General features: G+C 58.9%; 17 protein-coding genes. 4 read left to right on the top strand and 13 right to left on the bottom strand.

The genetic code is table 11. The features are described from left to right. Positions 1–36 precede the first annotated feature (36 nt). From AC3ISI_RS15055 to AC3ISI_RS15025, 7 genes are all read right to left on the bottom strand, one after another. Positions 37–1,980, bottom strand: coding sequence for a response regulator (locus AC3ISI_RS15055; RefSeq protein ID WP_489332633.1), 1,944 nt, complete (start codon positions 1,978–1,980; stop codon positions 37–39). After that, positions 1,970–2,845, bottom strand: coding sequence for a sensor histidine kinase (locus AC3ISI_RS15050; RefSeq protein WP_489332632.1), 876 nt, complete (start codon positions 2,843–2,845; stop codon positions 1,970–1,972). The genes AC3ISI_RS15055 and AC3ISI_RS15050 overlap by 11 nt, the downstream gene beginning before the upstream one ends. Continuing rightward, the gene (locus AC3ISI_RS15045) at positions 2,838–3,848 is read right to left on the bottom strand and encodes an ATP-binding protein (protein WP_489332631.1); all 1,011 of its coding nucleotides are present in this window, start codon (positions 3,846–3,848) and stop codon (positions 2,838–2,840) included. The genes AC3ISI_RS15050 and AC3ISI_RS15045 overlap by 8 nt, the downstream gene beginning before the upstream one ends. Beyond that, positions 3,845–4,249, bottom strand: coding sequence for an anti-sigma regulatory factor (locus AC3ISI_RS15040; protein WP_489332630.1), 405 nt, complete (start codon positions 4,247–4,249; stop codon positions 3,845–3,847). The genes AC3ISI_RS15045 and AC3ISI_RS15040 overlap by 4 nt, the downstream gene beginning before the upstream one ends. Further along, positions 4,246–4,608, bottom strand: a complete 363-nt coding sequence (locus tag AC3ISI_RS15035) for an STAS domain-containing protein (RefSeq protein ID WP_123431873.1) — start codon at positions 4,606–4,608, stop codon at positions 4,246–4,248. Before AC3ISI_RS15035 ends, AC3ISI_RS15040 begins: the two co-directional genes overlap by 4 nt. Before the next feature lie 4 nt (positions 4,609–4,612). Next, a complete protein-coding gene (locus AC3ISI_RS15030) occupies positions 4,613–5,464 on the bottom strand; it encodes an STAS domain-containing protein (protein WP_489332629.1) in 852 nt (283 codons plus the stop codon). 313 nt (positions 5,465–5,777) lie between these two features. Then, a complete protein-coding gene (locus AC3ISI_RS15025; protein WP_489332628.1) occupies positions 5,778–6,299 on the bottom strand; it encodes a DUF4142 domain-containing protein in 522 nt (173 codons plus the stop codon). 218 nt (positions 6,300–6,517) lie between these two features. On the opposite strand from AC3ISI_RS15025, the gene AC3ISI_RS15020 reads away from it, so the two are divergent. After that, complete coding sequence (locus tag AC3ISI_RS15020) at positions 6,518–6,760, top strand: DUF465 domain-containing protein (protein WP_489332627.1); 243 nt, start codon at positions 6,518–6,520, stop codon at positions 6,758–6,760. Between the two features lie 119 nt (positions 6,761–6,879). Next, complete coding sequence (locus AC3ISI_RS15015; RefSeq protein WP_489332626.1) at positions 6,880–7,044, top strand: hypothetical protein; 165 nt, start codon at positions 6,880–6,882, stop codon at positions 7,042–7,044. A 115-nt stretch (positions 7,045–7,159) separates the two neighbouring features. On the opposite strand, the gene AC3ISI_RS15010 is transcribed toward AC3ISI_RS15015, so the two are convergent. The 3 genes from AC3ISI_RS15010 to AC3ISI_RS15000 form a co-directional block, all read right to left on the bottom strand. Continuing rightward, the gene (locus AC3ISI_RS15010; protein ID WP_489337721.1) at positions 7,160–8,239 is read right to left on the bottom strand and encodes an SMP-30/gluconolactonase/LRE family protein; all 1,080 of its coding nucleotides are present in this window, start codon (positions 8,237–8,239) and stop codon (positions 7,160–7,162) included. 8 nt (positions 8,240–8,247) lie between these two features. Then, entirely contained in the window at positions 8,248–9,393 is a 1,146-nt protein-coding gene (locus AC3ISI_RS15005; RefSeq protein ID WP_489332625.1) for a sterol desaturase/SRPBCC family protein, read from the bottom strand. A gap of 97 nt (positions 9,394–9,490) precedes the next feature. Beyond that, positions 9,491–10,354 (bottom strand): LysR family transcriptional regulator, encoded by an 864-nt coding sequence (locus tag AC3ISI_RS15000; protein ID WP_489332624.1) that lies wholly within the window; start codon positions 10,352–10,354, stop codon positions 9,491–9,493. A gap of 132 nt (positions 10,355–10,486) precedes the next feature. Between AC3ISI_RS15000 and AC3ISI_RS14995 the strand changes: the two genes are divergently transcribed. Beyond that, complete coding sequence (locus AC3ISI_RS14995) at positions 10,487–13,117, top strand: MGH1-like glycoside hydrolase domain-containing protein (protein ID WP_489332623.1); 2,631 nt, start codon at positions 10,487–10,489, stop codon at positions 13,115–13,117. 81 nt (positions 13,118–13,198) lie between these two features. Here the strand turns inward: AC3ISI_RS14995 and AC3ISI_RS14990 are convergent, their stop codons facing one another. From AC3ISI_RS14990 to AC3ISI_RS14980, 3 genes are all read right to left on the bottom strand, one after another. Beyond that, a complete protein-coding gene (locus tag AC3ISI_RS14990) occupies positions 13,199–15,046 on the bottom strand; it encodes an amidohydrolase (RefSeq protein WP_489337720.1) in 1,848 nt (615 codons plus the stop codon). A gap of 295 nt (positions 15,047–15,341) precedes the next feature. After that, complete coding sequence (locus AC3ISI_RS14985; protein ID WP_053160904.1) at positions 15,342–15,656, bottom strand: SCP2 sterol-binding domain-containing protein; 315 nt, start codon at positions 15,654–15,656, stop codon at positions 15,342–15,344. A gap of 64 nt (positions 15,657–15,720) precedes the next feature. Beyond that, positions 15,721–16,431: a histidine phosphatase family protein gene (locus AC3ISI_RS14980; RefSeq protein WP_489332622.1), complete on the bottom strand. Its 711-nt coding sequence runs from the start codon at positions 16,429–16,431 to the stop codon at positions 15,721–15,723. A 203-nt stretch (positions 16,432–16,634) separates the two neighbouring features. On the opposite strand from AC3ISI_RS14980, the gene sohB reads away from it, so the two are divergent. Beyond that, positions 16,635–17,657 carry a protease SohB gene (gene sohB, locus AC3ISI_RS14975; RefSeq protein WP_489332621.1) on the top strand — a complete coding sequence of 341 codons (1,023 nt, stop codon included), beginning with the start codon at positions 16,635–16,637 and terminating at the stop codon, positions 17,655–17,657. Positions 17,658–17,830 lie beyond the last annotated feature (173 nt).

Genomic DNA, 17,830 nt, shown 5'->3' with positions numbered 1-17,830 from the left:
AACTGTGGGAGCGAGCTTGCTCGCGATGGCGATCTATCAGGCGTAACCGAGTGTGCGTCTGACCTTGTCCAGCAGTTCACTGATCTGAAACGGCTTGATCAGCATCTCCATGCCATCCCCCAAAAACACCTGCCGGTTGATCGCGTTTTCCGCATAACCGGTCATGAACAGGATCGGCAATCCCTCACGCCACCCTCGCGCAACATCCGCCAGTTCCCGGCCATTCATGCGCGGCAGGCCAACGTCCGTCAGCATCAGATCAATGGACGGATCGTTTTGCAGGCGTTCAAGGGCGGCTTCGATATCACCCGCCTGGGTGCAGCGATATCCCGCATCCACCAGCACCTCGGCGACAAACATACGCACTGAAGGCATGTCCTCGACTATCAGCACATGCTCGCCCGAACCTTGTTGATCCACAGCCTCTGATGCCACGTCAGCCGTGGTCGGGTCCGAACTGGCCGGCAGCATGATGGTCACCTCGGTGCCGCGTCGGGCCACGCTGCGGATGTGCGCATCGCCCCCCGATTGCCGGGCGAACCCGTAAATGCTCGACAGCCCCAGGCCGGTGCCTTGGCCCAGCGGTTTGGTGGTGAAAAACGGGTCGAACACCTTGTCGATCACGCTGTGTTCGATACCGGTCCCGTCATCGCGTACTGACAGCGCGACGTAGGCGCCATCCGCCAGTTTAAGGTCACCATGGGAATACGCTGCGTAGGTGCTGACCCAGATATTCCCGCCTTGTGGCAAGGCATCGCGGGCGTTGATCACCAGGTTGAGCACGGCGCTTTCCAGCTGGATCGGATCGACCAGCGCAATCGCGGCTTTGGAGGTCAGTTCAAGTTTCAGCGCAATGTGTTCGCCGATGGTGCGCACCAGCAATTCTTCTAGAGAGCGGATGTGTTCGTTGATGTCCACCGGCCGCGTATCGAGCGGTTGCTGACGGGCGAAGGCCAGCAAACGATGGGTCAGCGCGGCGGCGCTCATGGCCGAGTTCAACGCCGCGTCGGCATAGAACTGAATCTTGTCGGTGCGCGCGTCGGCGACGCGTTTCTGGATCAACTCCAGGCTGGTGATGATGCCGGTCAGCAGATTGTTGAAGTCATGTGCAATGCCGCCGGTCAGCTTGCCCAGCGCATCCATTTTCTGCACTTGCAGCAACTGGGCTTCGGTGCGCACGCGCTCGGCGATTTCACGTTCCAGCTGCGAGGTGGCGTCGTCGAGGCGGGCCAGGTGCGAGCGTTCGCGGTGGCGGTGTTCGGTGACGTCTTCGACGAACACCAGGCTCAATCCCGGTGTGCGATAGGGCGAAATCTGCCACTCGGTTTCCCGTAGTTTACCCTCCACCCGCAGGTTCAAAATGCCTTTCCAACGCTCGCCAGCGAGCAGGCGCAGGCGCAGTTCTTCGATCACCACGTCCTGTTCTTCAGCGAAGCATTCACCCAGGGTGTCCGGGTCGACGTTGTCCTGAATCAACCGGGAAAAGGCGTGGTTGCACTCGTGGACTTTGAACTGCGCGTCCAATACCGCGATGGGCGCCGACACATTGACGAAAATCTCGCGGAACCGCGCTTCGCTCTCACGCAGGGCGTTTTCGGTGTCACGGACCCGCAGCAGGGTGCGCAGAGTCGCCAGCAGCACGTCCGGGTCGACAGGGTGGATCAGGTAGGCATCGGCACCGGCGTCCAGGCCGGTGATGATGTCGCCGGTCTGGATCGAGGCGGCCGACACGTGAATCACCGGCAGCAGGGCGGTGGCGGGCTCGGAACGCAGCTTGCGCACGATGTCGAAACCGCTCATGTCCGGCAGGTTGACGTCCAGAATCAACGCATCGATCGCTTCGTTGTTGATCAGCGACAGGCCCTCGCTGCCGGTCCCGGCCTCCAGCACGCTGTAGCCGTGTGACTCCAGGCGTCGGCGCAGGGCGTAGCGCGTCGCAATGTTGTCGTCGACGATCAGCAGGCGGATGTCACGTTTCATCGGCAGGCTCCATGGCGATGGCCAGCGGGATGATCACGAAGAAGGTCGAACCGACCCCCGGTGTACTCTCAACCCCGACTTCGCCGCCCAGCAACGCGGCGAAGCGTTTGCACAACGACAACCCCAGGCCGGTGCCGCGCAAGCGCTTTTGCAAGGGCGAATCGACTTGGGAGAAGTCCTCGAACAATGCGCCATGTAGCTCGGCAGCGATACCAATTCCAGTGTCGCTGACGGCAAAGCGCACGAAGTTCGTGCCTTCGAGCCGGGCCGACACTCGTACTTCCCCGCGCGTGGTGAACTTCAGCGAATTGGCAATGAAGTTGCGCAGGATCTGTGCGAGCTTCTTGTCATCGGTGTACAAACGCGGCAAACCTATCGGTTCTTCGAAGATCAGGTCCACGGCGCTGGCGTCGACAATCGGGCGAAACATGCCGCGCAGGGCGGCGAACAAGTCCAGCATGTCGAACCAGGCCGGTGAAATGGTGATGCGCCCGGCCTCTATCTTCGCCAGGTCGAGCAGGTCGTCGACCATGTCGCTCAATTCCCGCGCGGCGGTGCTGACGAAGGTGACCTGCTTGTGTTGCTCGGGGCTTAGAGGGCCGTCGAGTTCATCGCTCAGCAGGCTGGCGATGCTCAGGATCGATCCCAGCGGCGTGCGAAACTCGTGGCTCATGTACGACAGGAAACGGCTTTTCAGGTCCGAGGCCTGACGCAGCTCTTCGGCCTGGGTGTCGAGCTCGGCGTACAGCGCGAGCACGCCCTGATTGGTTTCATCGAGCTCTTCGCGCAGGGCGGCGGTTTCACTCTGCAAGCGTGCGATCAGCGCCGTTTGTTCGTCGGGCGCGAGGGTGGGGGACTCAGCCATGGGCGGCCTCCAGGGTAATGACCAATACCGTCACATCGTCCCGGCCGCGACAGAAATCGCGGTGCAGCACGGCGGCGATCACGGCCGGATGCCGGTGCGCCAGGCCAGGGTAGTCGTGCAAGTTCCATCGGGACTGCAAGCCGTCGCTGTACATGATCAATAGATGTCCCTTCACGTGAGCATAGTCAAAGGGTTGGGCTTTTCGATACTGCCCGCCAACGATGCCTGGGTGGGACGCCAGGCCACGGGATTTGTCCGCTGCGATCACGCTGGCACCGATGTTGCCGATGCCAGTGAAGGTCAGTTTGTCGCGCTGCGCGTCGAACTGCGCAATGGCCAACGCTCCACCGCGGGTCCCGATCATAGTCTGATGAATGTCTTCGAGCAGGAGCACTGGCGAGGCGAAAGGCGCTCGCGCGAAGGCTTTTTCACCGGCGCGGGCGGCGAGTTCGGCTTCTTCGCCATGCCCCAAACCGTCAATCACCAAGGCGCTGAGGTTCGGGCCGTCAATTGCCAGGTGCCAGACATCGCCGCATGCTGGGTCACGGGCCAGAGAGTGCTGGCTGACCCCCAATCGCAGGTCCACTACTTTGTGGGTTCGCGGATACAAACGGGCCAACAGCACGGCACCCCTTGAATCGGCGAATACATCGAACACGTCGGTCTGGCGCGACACCGCACCCAGGCCAATGCCCTGAGTGCCTCCGGTGGAGAACCCATCCGCCAGGCACGCCTGCAAATCAAAGCCCTGCGCGCGATCAACCGCGAGTATTTCGATCCCTTGGCCGTGTTTAAACGGCACGGTCCGCAGGTGCAGTTCGCCACGGGCAGCATGTTTGAGTACGTTGCTCGCCAGTTCGGTGGCCACCAACGCCACACGCCCGGCATCGGTGGCGTCGAAGCCGATGTGTTCGGCGAGTTTCTGCGCGGTGCGCCTGGCATGACCGATCTGGCTGCTGTCTTCGATCAACAGCACGTCGGTGAGGGTGCCTGTAATGTTCATGTCCATCGCGTGATCGTTACGCGAGTACCTTTGCCGGGCGCGGTGTCCAGTTCGAACTCATCCACCAGCCGTTTGGCCCCGGTCAAGCCCAGCCCGAGGCCGCTGCCGGAGGTCCAGCCGTCGGTCATTGCCAATTTAATGTCGGGAATGCCCGGGCCTTCGTCGCGAAAGGTCAGGCGCAAACCCACCCTCGAATTTTCGTCGAGGATCTGCCAGTCCATATCGCCGCCACCGCCATAGACCATGGTGTTGCGCGCCAGCTCACTGACAGCGGTCACCAGTTTGGTCAGATCAATCAGACGCATGCCGCATTCGGTGGCCAGTTTGCGGGCAGCTTGTCGGGCCAGGACTACATCCTGTTCGATGTGAATTGAATGAGAGCCACTGCTGCGCACGTTCATTGCTCGCGTACTCGTGCCTGTAACAGTTTCATTCCGCGCTCGACGTTCAGCGCCGTGCTGACCCCAGGCAGGGTCAGACCCAGCTCGACCAGCGTGATCGCAACCGCCGGTTGCATGCCCACCAACACAGTTTCGGCGTCCATGATTTTCGACAAGCCGGAGATGGTTCCGATCATCCGGCCGATAAAGGAGTCGACCATGTCCAGTGCGGAAATGTCGATCAACACTCCGCGCGCCGACGTACGGCTGATGCGCTCGGACAAGTCGTCCTGAAGGGTCAGGGCGAGTTGGTCGTGCATGTCGACCTGGATGGTCACCAGCAGAAAGTCGCCCATCTGCAGAATCGGAATTCTGTCCATGCGCTTATACCGTCTTGCTGACGGTAATTCCCAGGCGGGTCAGGGCCAGTTTCAGGGCATCGGCCAGGTTGGCTTTGGTCACCACACCTTGCAGGTCCAGGCCCAGGTGTACGATGGTCTGGGCGATCTGCGGACGCACGCCGCTGATAATGCAGTCGGCACCCATCAGGCGAATGGCGGTCACGGTTTTGAGCAGGTGCTGGGCCACCAGGGTATCGACGGTCGGCACGCCGGTGATGTCGATGATGGCGATTTCCGAGCCGGTATCGACGATCCGTTGCAGCAGCGATTCCATCACCACCTGGGTGCGTTGCGAGTCCAGCGTGCCGATCATCGGCAGCGCGAGTACGCCGTCCCACAGCTTGACCACCGGCGTGGAGAGCTCCAGCAGTTCTTCTTGCTGGCGCTTGATCACCGCTTCTCGGGATTTCTGGAAGGTGCGGATGGTGTGCATACCCAGCGCATCGAGCAGTTCGGACACTTCCCAGAGCTGCTCGGCGAGCACGGCCGGACTGTCTTTGTAATGGCTTTGCAGCAGGCCAAACAGTGGGCCTTTGAGCGAAAAGATGAAACTGGCGGTCTGGTGGGAATCCTGGCCGAGCAGAGCGCGGCTGTGGGAGAGCTTTTCGAGGAACTGACGCGCCTCGTCCCAGCCCGGCGCGGTGACGTTTGGCCCGTTGCCGTTTTCCAGCCCGCTGACTACAAGGTGCAGAAACTCTGCAGTTTGCTGCTTGAGGTCGTGTTCTTTGAGGTTGCGAGTAGCGCCATTGGCTTCCAGGCCCTTGATCCATTCGGTGAGCAGTTGCGTCTGGTTATTTTTCATCGCATCGAGTGTGCTGATTTGCAGTGCTGCCATGTCCATGTGCTCCTGAATGAGTCTTTGCCGGTTCCATTGAAAAACGACCGGCGTGAGTGAGTGACCTTTGCCGAATGAAATAGTTGTTCGATTTGTGCAGGTTTTTTTCATTGCAGCCGTAAGTTGCCCGGTAACTCTAGTCGGCGTTGCTTAGATCGGCGATTTTTGGCTGAGAATCGGGGAGCCCAGTCCGGTTTCAAGGTATTCGGTGAGCAATAAAAACGCTGATGATCAAGAAGGAACAACACACCCTGTAGCAGCCGGACGCAGGCTTCGCCAGCTACTACAGGTATGTTATGGCTTCCTGATCGGGTTATTTATCAGGGTGGGCGGCCTGGAGCTTTTTCGCCATGGCCAGGTGTTTCTCAAGGGTGGGCAGCATTTGCTGTGCAAAGCCTTTCAACGCGGTGGCACCTTTGACTCGGTCGTCCGTCACTGTGTTGGCTTCTTTCTTGAATAACTCGATGGTGTCTTCGTGGGCCTTAACCTGGTTGTTCGCATACGCCGCGTCGAAGGACTCATCGCGCATGTCGAGAATTTTCTCCTTGGCCTCTTTGACCAGCGTTGTCGTGTCCGGCACCTCGATGTCATGTTTTTTCGCGAGGGCAGTCAGTTCGTCGTTGGCCTTCGAGTGATCGGTGATCATCATATTGGCGAACGCTTTGACGTCGGCAGAAGTGCTTTTTTCCAGCGCTAAACGACTGGTTTCGATCTCTGCGATGCCGCCGGCAGCTGCACTGTCGACGAAATCATTGGAGGTGGCGGCAAGTGCCGAGCCAATACTGGCGCTCAAGGCGACAGCCAGGGCGAGATGGCGCAGGGTGAATCCGTCCATTGGTTGTTCTCCACACAGGTTTTTGAAAGTGATCCAGTGATCGTTAAGCTGTGGAGGCCGGGGTTTGGGCAAAGGTTTTATCGCATTTGCGACAGGACGACGAACGGACACCGCTGGTCTGACAGGTGGTCGACAGAACCCTCAAACCAAGGCCATTCTGATAGTTGGTGAACGCAATCGATCGCGTTTGCTTCCGATCATCAAAACGGAGGTGTTCCATGCCGGTGCCCCATGACCTGTTTCAGGACTTGAAGGTTACAAAGGAAGAGATCCAGCAAAAACGCACCAAGGATCCGTTTCTGGATTCACTGATCAACAAATACTCCCAGGCGGACGCTGAAGTGGTGAAGGCCGAGACCGCGTCATCCGATGCGCCCAGTGATGACGTGTTGAAGAAGCTCAAGGAGAAGCGATTGCAGGTCAAGGACAAGATCGTCCAACAATTGCAGGCATCGTCCTGACGCGCCGTCTCGAGTTACCGACGACCGGTGTCGCATCAGTCGCATAATTTGGAACGGCGTAAAAAACGGGCACCTCGAATGTGAAGAGTCACCATTAATTACTCCCTGAGAGGTGCCTTATGTCTAATCCCAAATTTCCGAGTGAAGAGCAGGGCGGGTACGACCCGATACCGACTCATCCTGAGCCTTTGAGCCCGAACCACATCACGACCCATCCGGATCTCGACGATGATGACCCTGAGCTGGGGCATGAGGAAACAGCTGACGACGCAGATTCCGAATAACCCACGCCCGCCTGTAGGAGCCGGGCTTGCCCGCGAAGGCGTCCTTTCATTCAGTATTTTTATCGACTGACACGACGCCTTCGCGAGCAGGCTCGCTCCCACATTTTGATGTGTGTTATTTCTGGAGGGCGGTGGTGAGCGGCAACCGCGCCATGTTCATTGCTTTCAGCGAACCGAAATACAGCCAATCCCCATACTCACGCACCGTGGTGATCGGTGAATAATTACCTGTGCTGGCGTCCTGCAAATTGGCAATTACCTTGCCGTCCAGATCCAACCCCAAGGCAAAGGCGCGTTTTTCTACTGGTTTAGGTAGCACTGTCATCGCCCGAGCAATCAGCTTGCGCACGAAAGGATGCGCCGCCGTGCGGTCGAGCAGCGCGTTGCGCGGCGCATAGAGCGCCACCCAGAACCGGTCGCGGCCATTGAATGCAAGGTTGTCCGGCAATCCCGGCAAGTTGTCGATAAACACGTCATGCGTGCCTGCTTTCGGTCCGGTCAGCCAATAGCGGCTGATCCGGTAGGCACCGGTTTCGTTGACCAGTACAAAGCTGTCGTCCGGGCCCAGCGTTACGCCATTGGCGAACTCGAGCTTGTCCAGCAGTACGTTGGTTTTCCCGGTCTGGAAGTCATAACGCAATAAACGGCCATCGCCGCCATGTTCAATGATCGCCTCGCCATCCTTGCCGTAACCCCACCGGCTGGAGGCGTCGCTGAAATAGGCGAAATGCCCGGACGTGTCGATGGCCACGTCATCGGTAAAACCAAACGGTACGCCGTCAGCGGTGGTGGTCAACGGTATCAACTGGCCTTGGGCATCCAATGAAAGCAGCCCTTTAACGGCGTCCGCGATCACCAGCAAACCATTGGGGTGACGCGCCAGGCCCAAGGGTCTGCCGCCGGTAACGGCCAGCACTTTGGTTTCTTTGCCGTCGAAGCTCGTGCGAATCAACCTGCCGTCACGCAGACCGGTGATCAGCGTGTCGCTTTCCAGCAACAGCGCTTCCGGTCCTTCAATGTCAGCCGGCCCGACACGCTCCACGCCTTTGAGGCGCTGATTGTCGGCGTAGACACCGCTGGTGAGGGAGGGCGCCGGTGGCGGATTCCAGGCGACCGGGTGCACCTTGGTCGGGAACAGCAACAGGAAGGCGCAAAGGGCAATCAAGAGCAATGCCAGCAGATGCCGGAACTTGATGATTTTTCTCACACGTTGGCTCCGGTGGGTGTCAGTTGTTTTTGCGCCATCTCCCGCAAGGCCAGCATCGATTCGGCTGATTCACGCTCGATGCGCCGTTTGAGCAACAGCTGATTGGCAATGCGCATTCCGATACCTGCGAACTGATACTCCAGGGTTCGGATAAATTGCGTGCCATTACCCGCAGCCGCGCATTCGTAAGTCACCTCCAGTGACAACCCGTGATCACCCTTCGCCTGGGCACTCCAACGGCGTCCCGGCAGGTATTCGTTGACCTCCCAACTCAGGTGCCCGTCGCAGCCGCCGGCCCTGATGTTTTCCTCAAACCGTGAGCCGGCGTGCAGCGGGCCGGCCTGACCGTCGACCTTAAGGGAAGACGGATGCCACTCTGGCCAACGGGTAACGGTGCTGGCATAAGCGAGCACGTCCATCGGATTTCCAGCGATAGCGATCTGGTGCTGCATGCGGGTCATGGGCGTTCTCGTCAAGGGCCGGGGGGCATGATCCGGCTCCCGGTAGAGGGTGCCGAACAGGTAATCCATCAGCGGAAACACGATGTTGAAATTACGCTCCTGCATCAGCTCGCGGCGGTGATGCAGTTCATGCAGGCGGCGCATCTGACGAATCCACGGTAATCGCGTGACCGGGTTATCGGGCGGCAGGTGCTCGCAGGCATGAAACACTTCATAGGTCAGGTAACCCAGGACCAGACAGCCGCCCACCAAGCCGGCGACGTTGGTATCAAACCGCTTAAGCAGCCACCACAGGGGCAGGGCAATGACGCCGGTGTACACCACGATCAGCCAGGCTGGAAACAAAATCACTCGCCAGTCCCGGGCGCTGTCGTAGGTCATGTGGCCAGGTGCGAAAAAGCTGTGATGGTCGCCGGCATGGCGGGCGTAGAACATCCGCGCAAAGCTCTTTTTGTGATGCCCCAGATGTCGATGCACCCCGTACACGCCGAAGTTGAAGAACAACAACGTGACCGGCACCGCCAGCCATTCCAGCGGCGTGACCTGATGCACGGCGCTCCAGAATCCGCCGATGGCCAACACCCCGAAAACCAGCACAAAAGCACCGTGAAGCCAAGGGTTGTACAGGGGATGAATGTCGGCGCGATAGCGGTTGCGGAATACCTGGGTGGTCTGCCTCACTGCGCTCACCTCTGGTTATTGTTATAGCCAGCAGATTAGCTGATCTGCCCGCAAAGGCTTGCGCAACTAGAGGACACAAACGCCATGGTCCGGTGTACTAGCTCAGCGGATCCCAGCGCTGCGACCAGTCCTCATCAGACTCGATCACCTCACGCAGCAAATCGAATGCCCGTTGCAGGGTGACCGAGTCGCGATCGCGCGAATACACCAGGTAAGTCGGGTAATTGAATTCCGGGGCCTTGGGTACGGGTTCCAGTACACCGCTTTCCAGGTAGCTGCGGACCACGCGTGTGCGGAAGTAGCCGCTACCGCCGTTTTCCAGGATGTACTGCAAACCGAGTGGGCCGAGGTTGAAGCTCAACGCGGCTTTGGCTTTTTCCGGCAGTGCTGCATCGTGCTGGCGGCGGAAATCCGGCCCCCAGTCGATGTACACGTAGGGGTCGGGTTTGCTGGTCAACCGCACCTGCACCAGTTTTTCTTCCAGCACCTGCTCGACTTGCAGGCGCGGCCAGTATTCCGGTTGATAGACCAGCGCTGCATCCAGCACGCCTAGCTCCAGTTGCCGCAAAAGGTTTTCGCCGTCGCGGATTTCCATGCGCAGGGCGTGGCTGGGAATCTTCTCGCGCAGTTCACCGGCCCAACGGAGCATCAACGGATTGCACAAACTGACCTCGCCACCGATGTGCAGCACATCGCGGTAACCCTCAGGCAGCGGCAAATCCCGGCGTGCCGCTTCCCAGGTCTCGACCAGTTGATTGGCATACACCACAAAGGCCTCGCCATTGGGCGTCAGGCGCGCGCCGGCGCGGTTGCGCACGAACAGCGTGCTGCCCAGATGGCTTTCAAGCTTCTGCACACGCGCGGTGATTGCGGTCTGGGTGACGTGAAGCTTCTCGGCCGCCGCAGCGAGGCTGCCGTGGCGGACGATTTCAAGAAAGGTGCGAGCGAGGTCGATGTCCATGGGAAAGCCGGTGCGGGAAGTGTGGGCATTGTAGGAGCACTCCCACAGGTTTGTGCAGTTGTCATAGTTTTCACATTGCTGGTGGGGCGTGCGCACTACACTGCAAACGTCTCTAGCCCTGTGACCCCACCCATGACGGCAAAGCACACAGCAAACATCCTCGATACCACCGAAGGCCAGCGTCTGACTGGCGCTGATACCGAGGCATGGCGCGAATGGGGGCCTTACTTGAGCGAACGTCAGTGGGGCACGGTGCGCGAAGACTACAGCGCCGACGGCGATGCCTGGCGCTATTTTCCTCACGAACACGCCCGCAGCCGGGCCTATCGGTGGGGCGAGGACGGGCTTGCCGGGTTTTGCGACAAGGCTCAGCATTGGTGCCTGGGACTGGGCCTATGGAACGAGCGTGACCCGATTCTCAAAGAGCGTTTATTTGGCTTGAACAACGCCGAAGGCAATCACGGCGAGGACGTCAAAGAACTGTATTTCTACGTCGATGGCGTGCCCAGTCATGCCTACATGCGCATGCTCTACAAATACCCGCAGGCCGAGTTCCCTTATGCGGACCTGGTGGCTGAAAATGCCCGCCGTGGCTTGGCCGATACCGAGTATGAAATCCTCGACACTGGCGTGTTTGAAGACAACCGTTATTTCGACGTGACGGTGGAGTACGCCAAGCACACGGCAGATGACATCTTCATGCGTGTCACCGTGCACAATCGATCCGATCAGCCAGCACGGCTGCACGTGTTGCCGCAGTTGTGGGCTCGCAATACCTGGAGTTGGGCGGCGGATGTGCAGCAACCGAGCCTCACGCTGAGCGGCGATGAGGTCCTGGCCCGGCACCCGCAACTTGCCGATCGGCAGGCCAGCGCCTGGGGCGAGGAAGACGGCCAATGGCTGTTCTGCAATAACGAAAGCAACTTCCCCAAGCTGGAGGGTGTGGCCGCGAGTGGTCCATTCAAGGACGGTATCAATGATTTTCTGGTTGCTGGTAACAACGATGCGATTCGCCATGACACGGGAACCCGGGTGGCCGCGCATTTCACCCTGACGTTCGAGGCCGACCAAAACCGATGCGTCTACCTGCGTTTCGCCCCGACCGGTGCGGCCCGGGTCAATGCCAACATACTGTTCGAGCGGCGTCGCGCTGAAACCGATGAGTTTTACGCGGCCCTGCAAACCGGTATCGATGATTCGGACGCGCGAAATGTTCAGCGTCAGGCATTGGCGGGATTGCTCTGGTCGAAACAGCTGTATTACTTCGACGTCAACCAGTGGCTCGACGGCGACCCGGTACAACCTCCGCCACCTGCCGGACGTTTGCACATTCGTAATACGCATTGGCGGCACCTGTCGAATTTTGACATCGTCTCCATGCCCGATACGTGGGAATACCCGTGGTACGCCTCGTGGGATCTGGGCTTTCAGGCGGTGGCTTTCGGGCTGATTGATCCTGGATTTGCCAAGCATCAATTATTGCTGCTGGTCAAAGACCGCTTCATGCACCCTAACGGCCAGCTACCGGCCTACGAATGGCGTTTCGACGACGCTAACCCGCCGGTGCATGCCTGGGCGTGTTGGCGGGTGTATCAGCAGGACAAGGCATTGACGGGCGTCGGCGACATGGACTTCCTTGAACGGATTTTCCACAAACTGCTGCTGAACTTTTCCTGGTGGGTCAACCGTAAGGATGCGGAAGGTCGCAACCTGTTTCAGGGTGGATTTCTGGGGCTGGACAACATCGCATTGTTCGACCGTTCGGCGTTGTTGCCCTCCGGGTATCAACTGGACCAGGCCGACGGCACGGCGTGGGTGGCCGCTTATGCGCTGGACCTGATGCGCATCGCGCTGGAGTTGGCCAAGCGCAACAGTGTGTACGTCGACATTGCGGTGAAGTTCTTCGAGCATTTCCTTTACATCGCCGGGGCAATCAATCGGGTCGACTCCGACGTCGAAGGGTTATGGGACGAACAGGACCAGTTTTTCTACGACGTATTGCACCGACCTGACGGGGTCAACGAACCGCTGCGTTTACGCTCGATTGTCGGCCTGATGCCGCTGTTTGCCGTGCAGGTGCTGGAGCAACACGAGCATGAAGGTTTACCCGGGCTGCGTGAGCGTTTGCTCGGTTTCATGCGTCACCGCCCGGATCTCGCGAGCCTTGTTTCTCGCTGGACCGAACCGGGTGAAGGCAACCGGATGCTCCTGGCATTGTTGCGTGGCGAGCGCACCAAGGACCTTCTTAGGCGCATGCTCGATGAAAGCGAATTTCTCTCTCCGTTCGGGATTCGTTCGTTGTCCAAAGCCTTTGCTGAACAGCCCTTTGGTTTGCTGATCAACGGTGACCGACTGTGTGCTCATTACGAGCCGGCAGAATCAGAGTCCCGGCTGTATGGCGGCAATTCGAACTGGCGCGGGCCGGTGTGGATGCCGATCAACTACATGCTCATCGAATCCTTGCGCGAGTTTCATCGCTATTACGATCAGGACTTTTCAGTGGAATACCCTACGGGGTCGGGGTTCCTGGCGTCACTGGAAGAGGTCGCCGACCGCTTGAGCCAGCGACTGACCAGGCTTGTCCTGCGCGATGAAACGGGCAATCGGCCGTCAATGGCGTCGTATCCGCAGTTGCAGGCAGACTCCGCAAGCCGCGATCTGGTGTTGTTCCATGAGTATTTTCATGGGGAAACCGGACGTGGGATGGGGGCGAGCCATCAGACGGGATGGAGTGCCCTGATCGCGTTGTTGTTGCAGCCATGATTTCCGGCCGGACACGAAACCCCTGTAGGAGCGAGCAAGCTCGCTCCTACATTCGAATGTCTGCGTCCGCCAGATCGTTGTTCAAAACGCAAAACACGAACAGCCAAACGCTCCCCAGAATCCCTGAAAGTCACTGACCGGCGCTGACGACAGTCGAGCCCGCTCATGGCTGTGCGCATGCACCGCGCAAGCACCTGCACATTGATGCACCTGCGCTGTCATCGGCATCAGATGTTTCCAGTGCCCCGGCACCTTGGTAACAGGAGACCATTCAGGCACCACAGGAATTGACGGCGGCCCGAGTTTTTCGAACTCATGGGTGCCGTGGACAATCTTGCCGTCGACAATGGTCAGCACCGACTCGATCCATTTGATCGCTTCATCCTCGATGTGGAAATAATCCGCCGACAGCGCAATCAAGTCAGCCAGTTGCCCGACTTTGATCATGCCTTTCTTGCCCTGCTCTGAAGAGAACCAGGCGCTGCCGTGGGTGAACAGTTCCAGCGCCGTATCGCGGCTCAAGCCTTGCGGATACAGCTCCAGTCCGCCGACGGTGCGGCCGCTGACCAACCAATACATCGAGGTCCAGGGGTTGTAGCTGGAAACGCGGGTGGCGTCCGTACCGGCGCCGACCGGAAGGCCCTCGGCGAGCATGCGAGCAATGGGCGGCGTGTGTTCGGCGGCTTTGGCACCGTAACGGTCGACGAAATACTCGCCCTGAAACGCCATGCGGTCCTGGATTGCAATGCCGCCGCCCAAGGCTTTTACCCGTTCGATGTTTTGCGGCGTAATCGTTTCGGCGTGGTCGAAAAACCACGGCAGACCGTTGAAAGGAACGTCGCGATTTACCTTCTCGAACACATCAAGCATGCGGCTGATCGATTCGTTATAGGTGGCGTGCAAACGGAACGGCCAACGCTGTTCTACCAGATGCCGCACGACCGGTTCCAGTTCTTGTTCCATGGTCTGCGGCAAGTCCGGACGCGGTTCGAGGAAGTCTTCGAAATCCGCTGCCGAGAACACCAGCATTTCCCCGGCCCCGTTGTGCCGCAGGAAATCGTCGCCCTGGCCGTAGAGAGAAGTACTGGTCCAGTTTTTGAAGTCGGTCAGTTCTTCCTTGGGTTTCTGGGTGAACAGGTTGTAGGCGATGCGTACGGTAAGTTGTTGGTCTTTGGCCAGTTGCTGGATGACCTGATAGTCGTCGGGATAGTTCTGATAGCCGCCGCCGGCGTCGATGGCGCTGGTGATGCCCAGGCGATTGAGTTCGCGCATGAACTGGCGGGTTGAGTTGAGCTGGTATTCCAGCGGTAACTTGGGGCCTTTGGCCAGGGTTGAGTAGAGAATCATCGCGTTCGGCCGGGCGATCAGCATGCCGGTGGGATCGCCATTGGCATCGCGCTGGATTTCACCGCCTGGCGGGTTCGGTGTGTCGCGAGTATATCCGACCACTTTCAACGCCGCGCGATTGAGCAGGGCGCGGTCGTAGAGGTGCAGGACGAACACCGGGGTGTCCGGCGCTGCTTTGTTCAGTTCATCGAGGGTTGGCAGGCGCTTTTCGGCAAACTGGAACTCGTTCCAGCCCCCGACCACCCGCACCCATTGCGGCGTGGGGGTGCGATCGGCCTGGTCCTTGAGCATGCGCAAGGCATCGACCAGTGACGGCACGCCTTCCCAGCGCAGTTCGAGGTTGTAATTGAGGCCGCCCCGGATCAAATGCAGGTGCGAGTCATTGAGGCCGGGAATCACCGTGCGACCGTGCAGGTCGATGATTTGTGTACCGGGGCCTTGCAGGGCCATGGCCTGGGCATCGCTGCCGACCACCACAAAGCGTCCGTCCTTGATCGCGACGGCGCTGGCCTGGGGTTTTTTACGATCAACGGTGTGCAGGCGTCCGTTGTACAGAATGAGGTCGGCCGGGGTATCGGGCATCGTCTTACTCCCTGCGAATAGCGGGCTGATCCAGGCACCGACAGCACCTGCCGAAAGGCCTTGCAGTACACGTCGGCGGTTAAAACCGTCAGAGTCGTCAGGCGGGCTCATGGCCGTGCTCCGCGAAAAATCAGTCGGGGGCAAACAGCTGATGTCTGACACATGCGGCCAGAAGGAATATAGACGGTGAATCTGCAGTGGGGCGTTTTCCAGGGGCGGAAAACGACGAATCCCGCCACAAAGGGCGGGATTCGTTGATAGCCAGACAGGTCCCCGAAGGTCGGGAGCCGCCGTCTTAGCTTGGGAACAGCTCGGACAGTTTCATCGCCAGCATCATGTCGCCTTCAGCGCGCAGTTTGCCGCCCATGAACGCTTGCATGCCGTCGGTTTCGCCGCTGACGATGCCTTTCAGGGTTTCTTCGTCCATCACCAAAGTGACCTGGGCGTCAGGGTTTTCGCCTTCTTGCAGCTCGCAGGTGCTGTCTTTGACGATCAACGAGAAGTTCTTGGTGTCGTCGATGCGGAAACCGAAAACCAGGTCCAGACCGGCAGCAGCGGCTGGGTTGAACTTGGCTTTCATTGCTTGTACGGCATCAGCTACGGAGGTCATGGTTCGATCCTTTCTTGGGTAATTAGAGCTGGGTGATTACAGCCAGGGTCACAATAGTCCGGACTCAGCGAAACGTGATGAGTTCCGGGGCCTTCAGCAGTTGCAGGTGTGCATGACTGTTGAAGGAAGCCAGCGCCACCTCGCGACCACGGAACTTCAGGTGGTGAAGCGAGGTGTTGACGATTTGCCAGTTCAACTCAAATGCCTGCTTGGCCGGCATTTGTGTAATGAGGTGGAGCAGGGCCGTGATGGTGCCGCCGGAAGTAAACACGGCGATTTTCTGATGGTTGTCGGCGCTTTCCAGAATTCGTTGCAGTCCGCCATGTACACGCTCCACAAAGCCCAACCAGCTTTCCAGGCCCGGCGTGTCATAGGAGCCGGTGAGCCAGCGTTCGATGATCAGGGCAAAGATGCGCTGGAATTCGGCACGGTTTTGCGCGGCGTTGCGCAGGATGTCCAGAGCCTCGGGCTCGTCATCCAGCATGGCCGGCAGCAGCGCGCGGATCGCCGCGTCGGCGTCGAACTCATTGAACGCGGGATCGATTTCCAGTGTCGGCACTGGCAGTCCTGCGGCTGCGTACTGCTCCATCGCGCTATTGGCGGTGTGTTGCTGGCGGCGCAGGTCGCCCGAAAGGCAGCGATCGAAGCTGATACCCAGTTCGATTAGATATTGGCCGAGGATTTCTGCCTGGCGAATACCGGTCGGCGACAGGACGTCATAGTCGTCTGCACCAAAGGAGGCCTGGCCATGTCGAATCAAATAGATACTGCCCACGTCCGCGTCGTCCCGGTACGTTGAAGGTTTGGCGAGGTTATGAGGATGGCAGTGAGCTGTCAATGAAAAAACATACGCTTGTTTGAAATGGTTGTTGCAGGGCTGTTGCCAGAGGTTTCACGGCTGGTCGCCGGGCTGGCGCATGGGTATGCTGAACACATCCCGCGCGTGTTTAAGCCGCGCATCGTTATGAAGGAGTCACTGTGGAGTTTTTCACCGAGTACGCCAGCTTTCTGGCCAAAACCGTGACACTGGTGATCGCCATTCTGGTGGTCCTGGCCAGTTTTGCGGCGTTGCGCAGCAAAGGTCGACGCAAATCGGCCGGCCAGTTGCAAGTCAGCAAACTGAATGATTTTTACAAAGGGTTGCGCGAACGCCTGGAGCAAACCTTGCTCGACAAGGACCAGCTCAAGGCTTTGCGCAAGTCCCAGGCTAAATCCGAGAAGAAACAAAAGAAAACCCCTGAGGCCAAACAACGCGTGTTCGTGCTGGATTTCGACGGCGACATCAAAGCCTCGGCCACCGAGAACCTGCGCCACGAAATTACTGCGCTGCTGACGCTTGCCACGCCCAAGGATGAAGTGGTGCTGCGTCTGGAAAGCGGCGGCGGCATGGTTCACAGCTACGGCCTGGCGTCCTCGCAACTGGCGCGGATTCGCAATGCTGGCGTGCCATTGACCATCTGCATCGACAAGGTCGCGGCCAGCGGCGGTTACATGATGGCGTGCATCGGCGAGAAGATCATCAGCGCGCCGTTCGCGATCCTCGGCTCGATCGGTGTCGTGGCACAGTTGCCTAACGTCAATCGCTTGCTGAAAAAACACGACATCGATTTCGAAGTGCTGACGGCCGGCGAATACAAACGCACCCTGACCGTGTTTGGCGAAAACACCGAGAAAGGTCGTGAGAAGTTCCAGGAAGACCTGGACATTACCCATCAGCTGTTCAAGAACTTCGTCGCCCGCTATCGCCCGCAACTGGCCATTGATGAAGTGGCCACCGGTGAAATCTGGCTCGGTGTCGCCGCCCTCGACAAACAACTGGTCGACGAGCTCAAAACCAGCGATGAATACCTCGCCGAACGGGCAAAAAATGCCGAGCTCTTTCACCTGCACTATTCCGAGCGCAAAAGCCTGCAAGAGCGTATTGGCATGGCGGCCAGCGGTTCGGTCGATCGCGTATTGCTGACCTGGTGGAGCCGGTTAACCCAGCAACGCTTCTGGTAAACGTCAGCGCCTGTCGTCTTTAATAAACAACCGGGGCTCATGTCCCGGTTTTTTTTAATTTGGCGCCGTCCACATTCCTTCCTGAAATGGCGAAATCTCCTAAGTCGGTCGTCGTCGCTGTCCTGCATCCGATTGGATAGCGACTGGTTAGGGTGGTGTTCCAAATGTTCGCA

This window comes from Pseudomonas sp. GL_139_B, from assembly GCF_057834475.1.
Note: the sequence above shows the minus strand (reverse complement) of the source record. Positions and strands in the feature narration are given on the sequence as shown.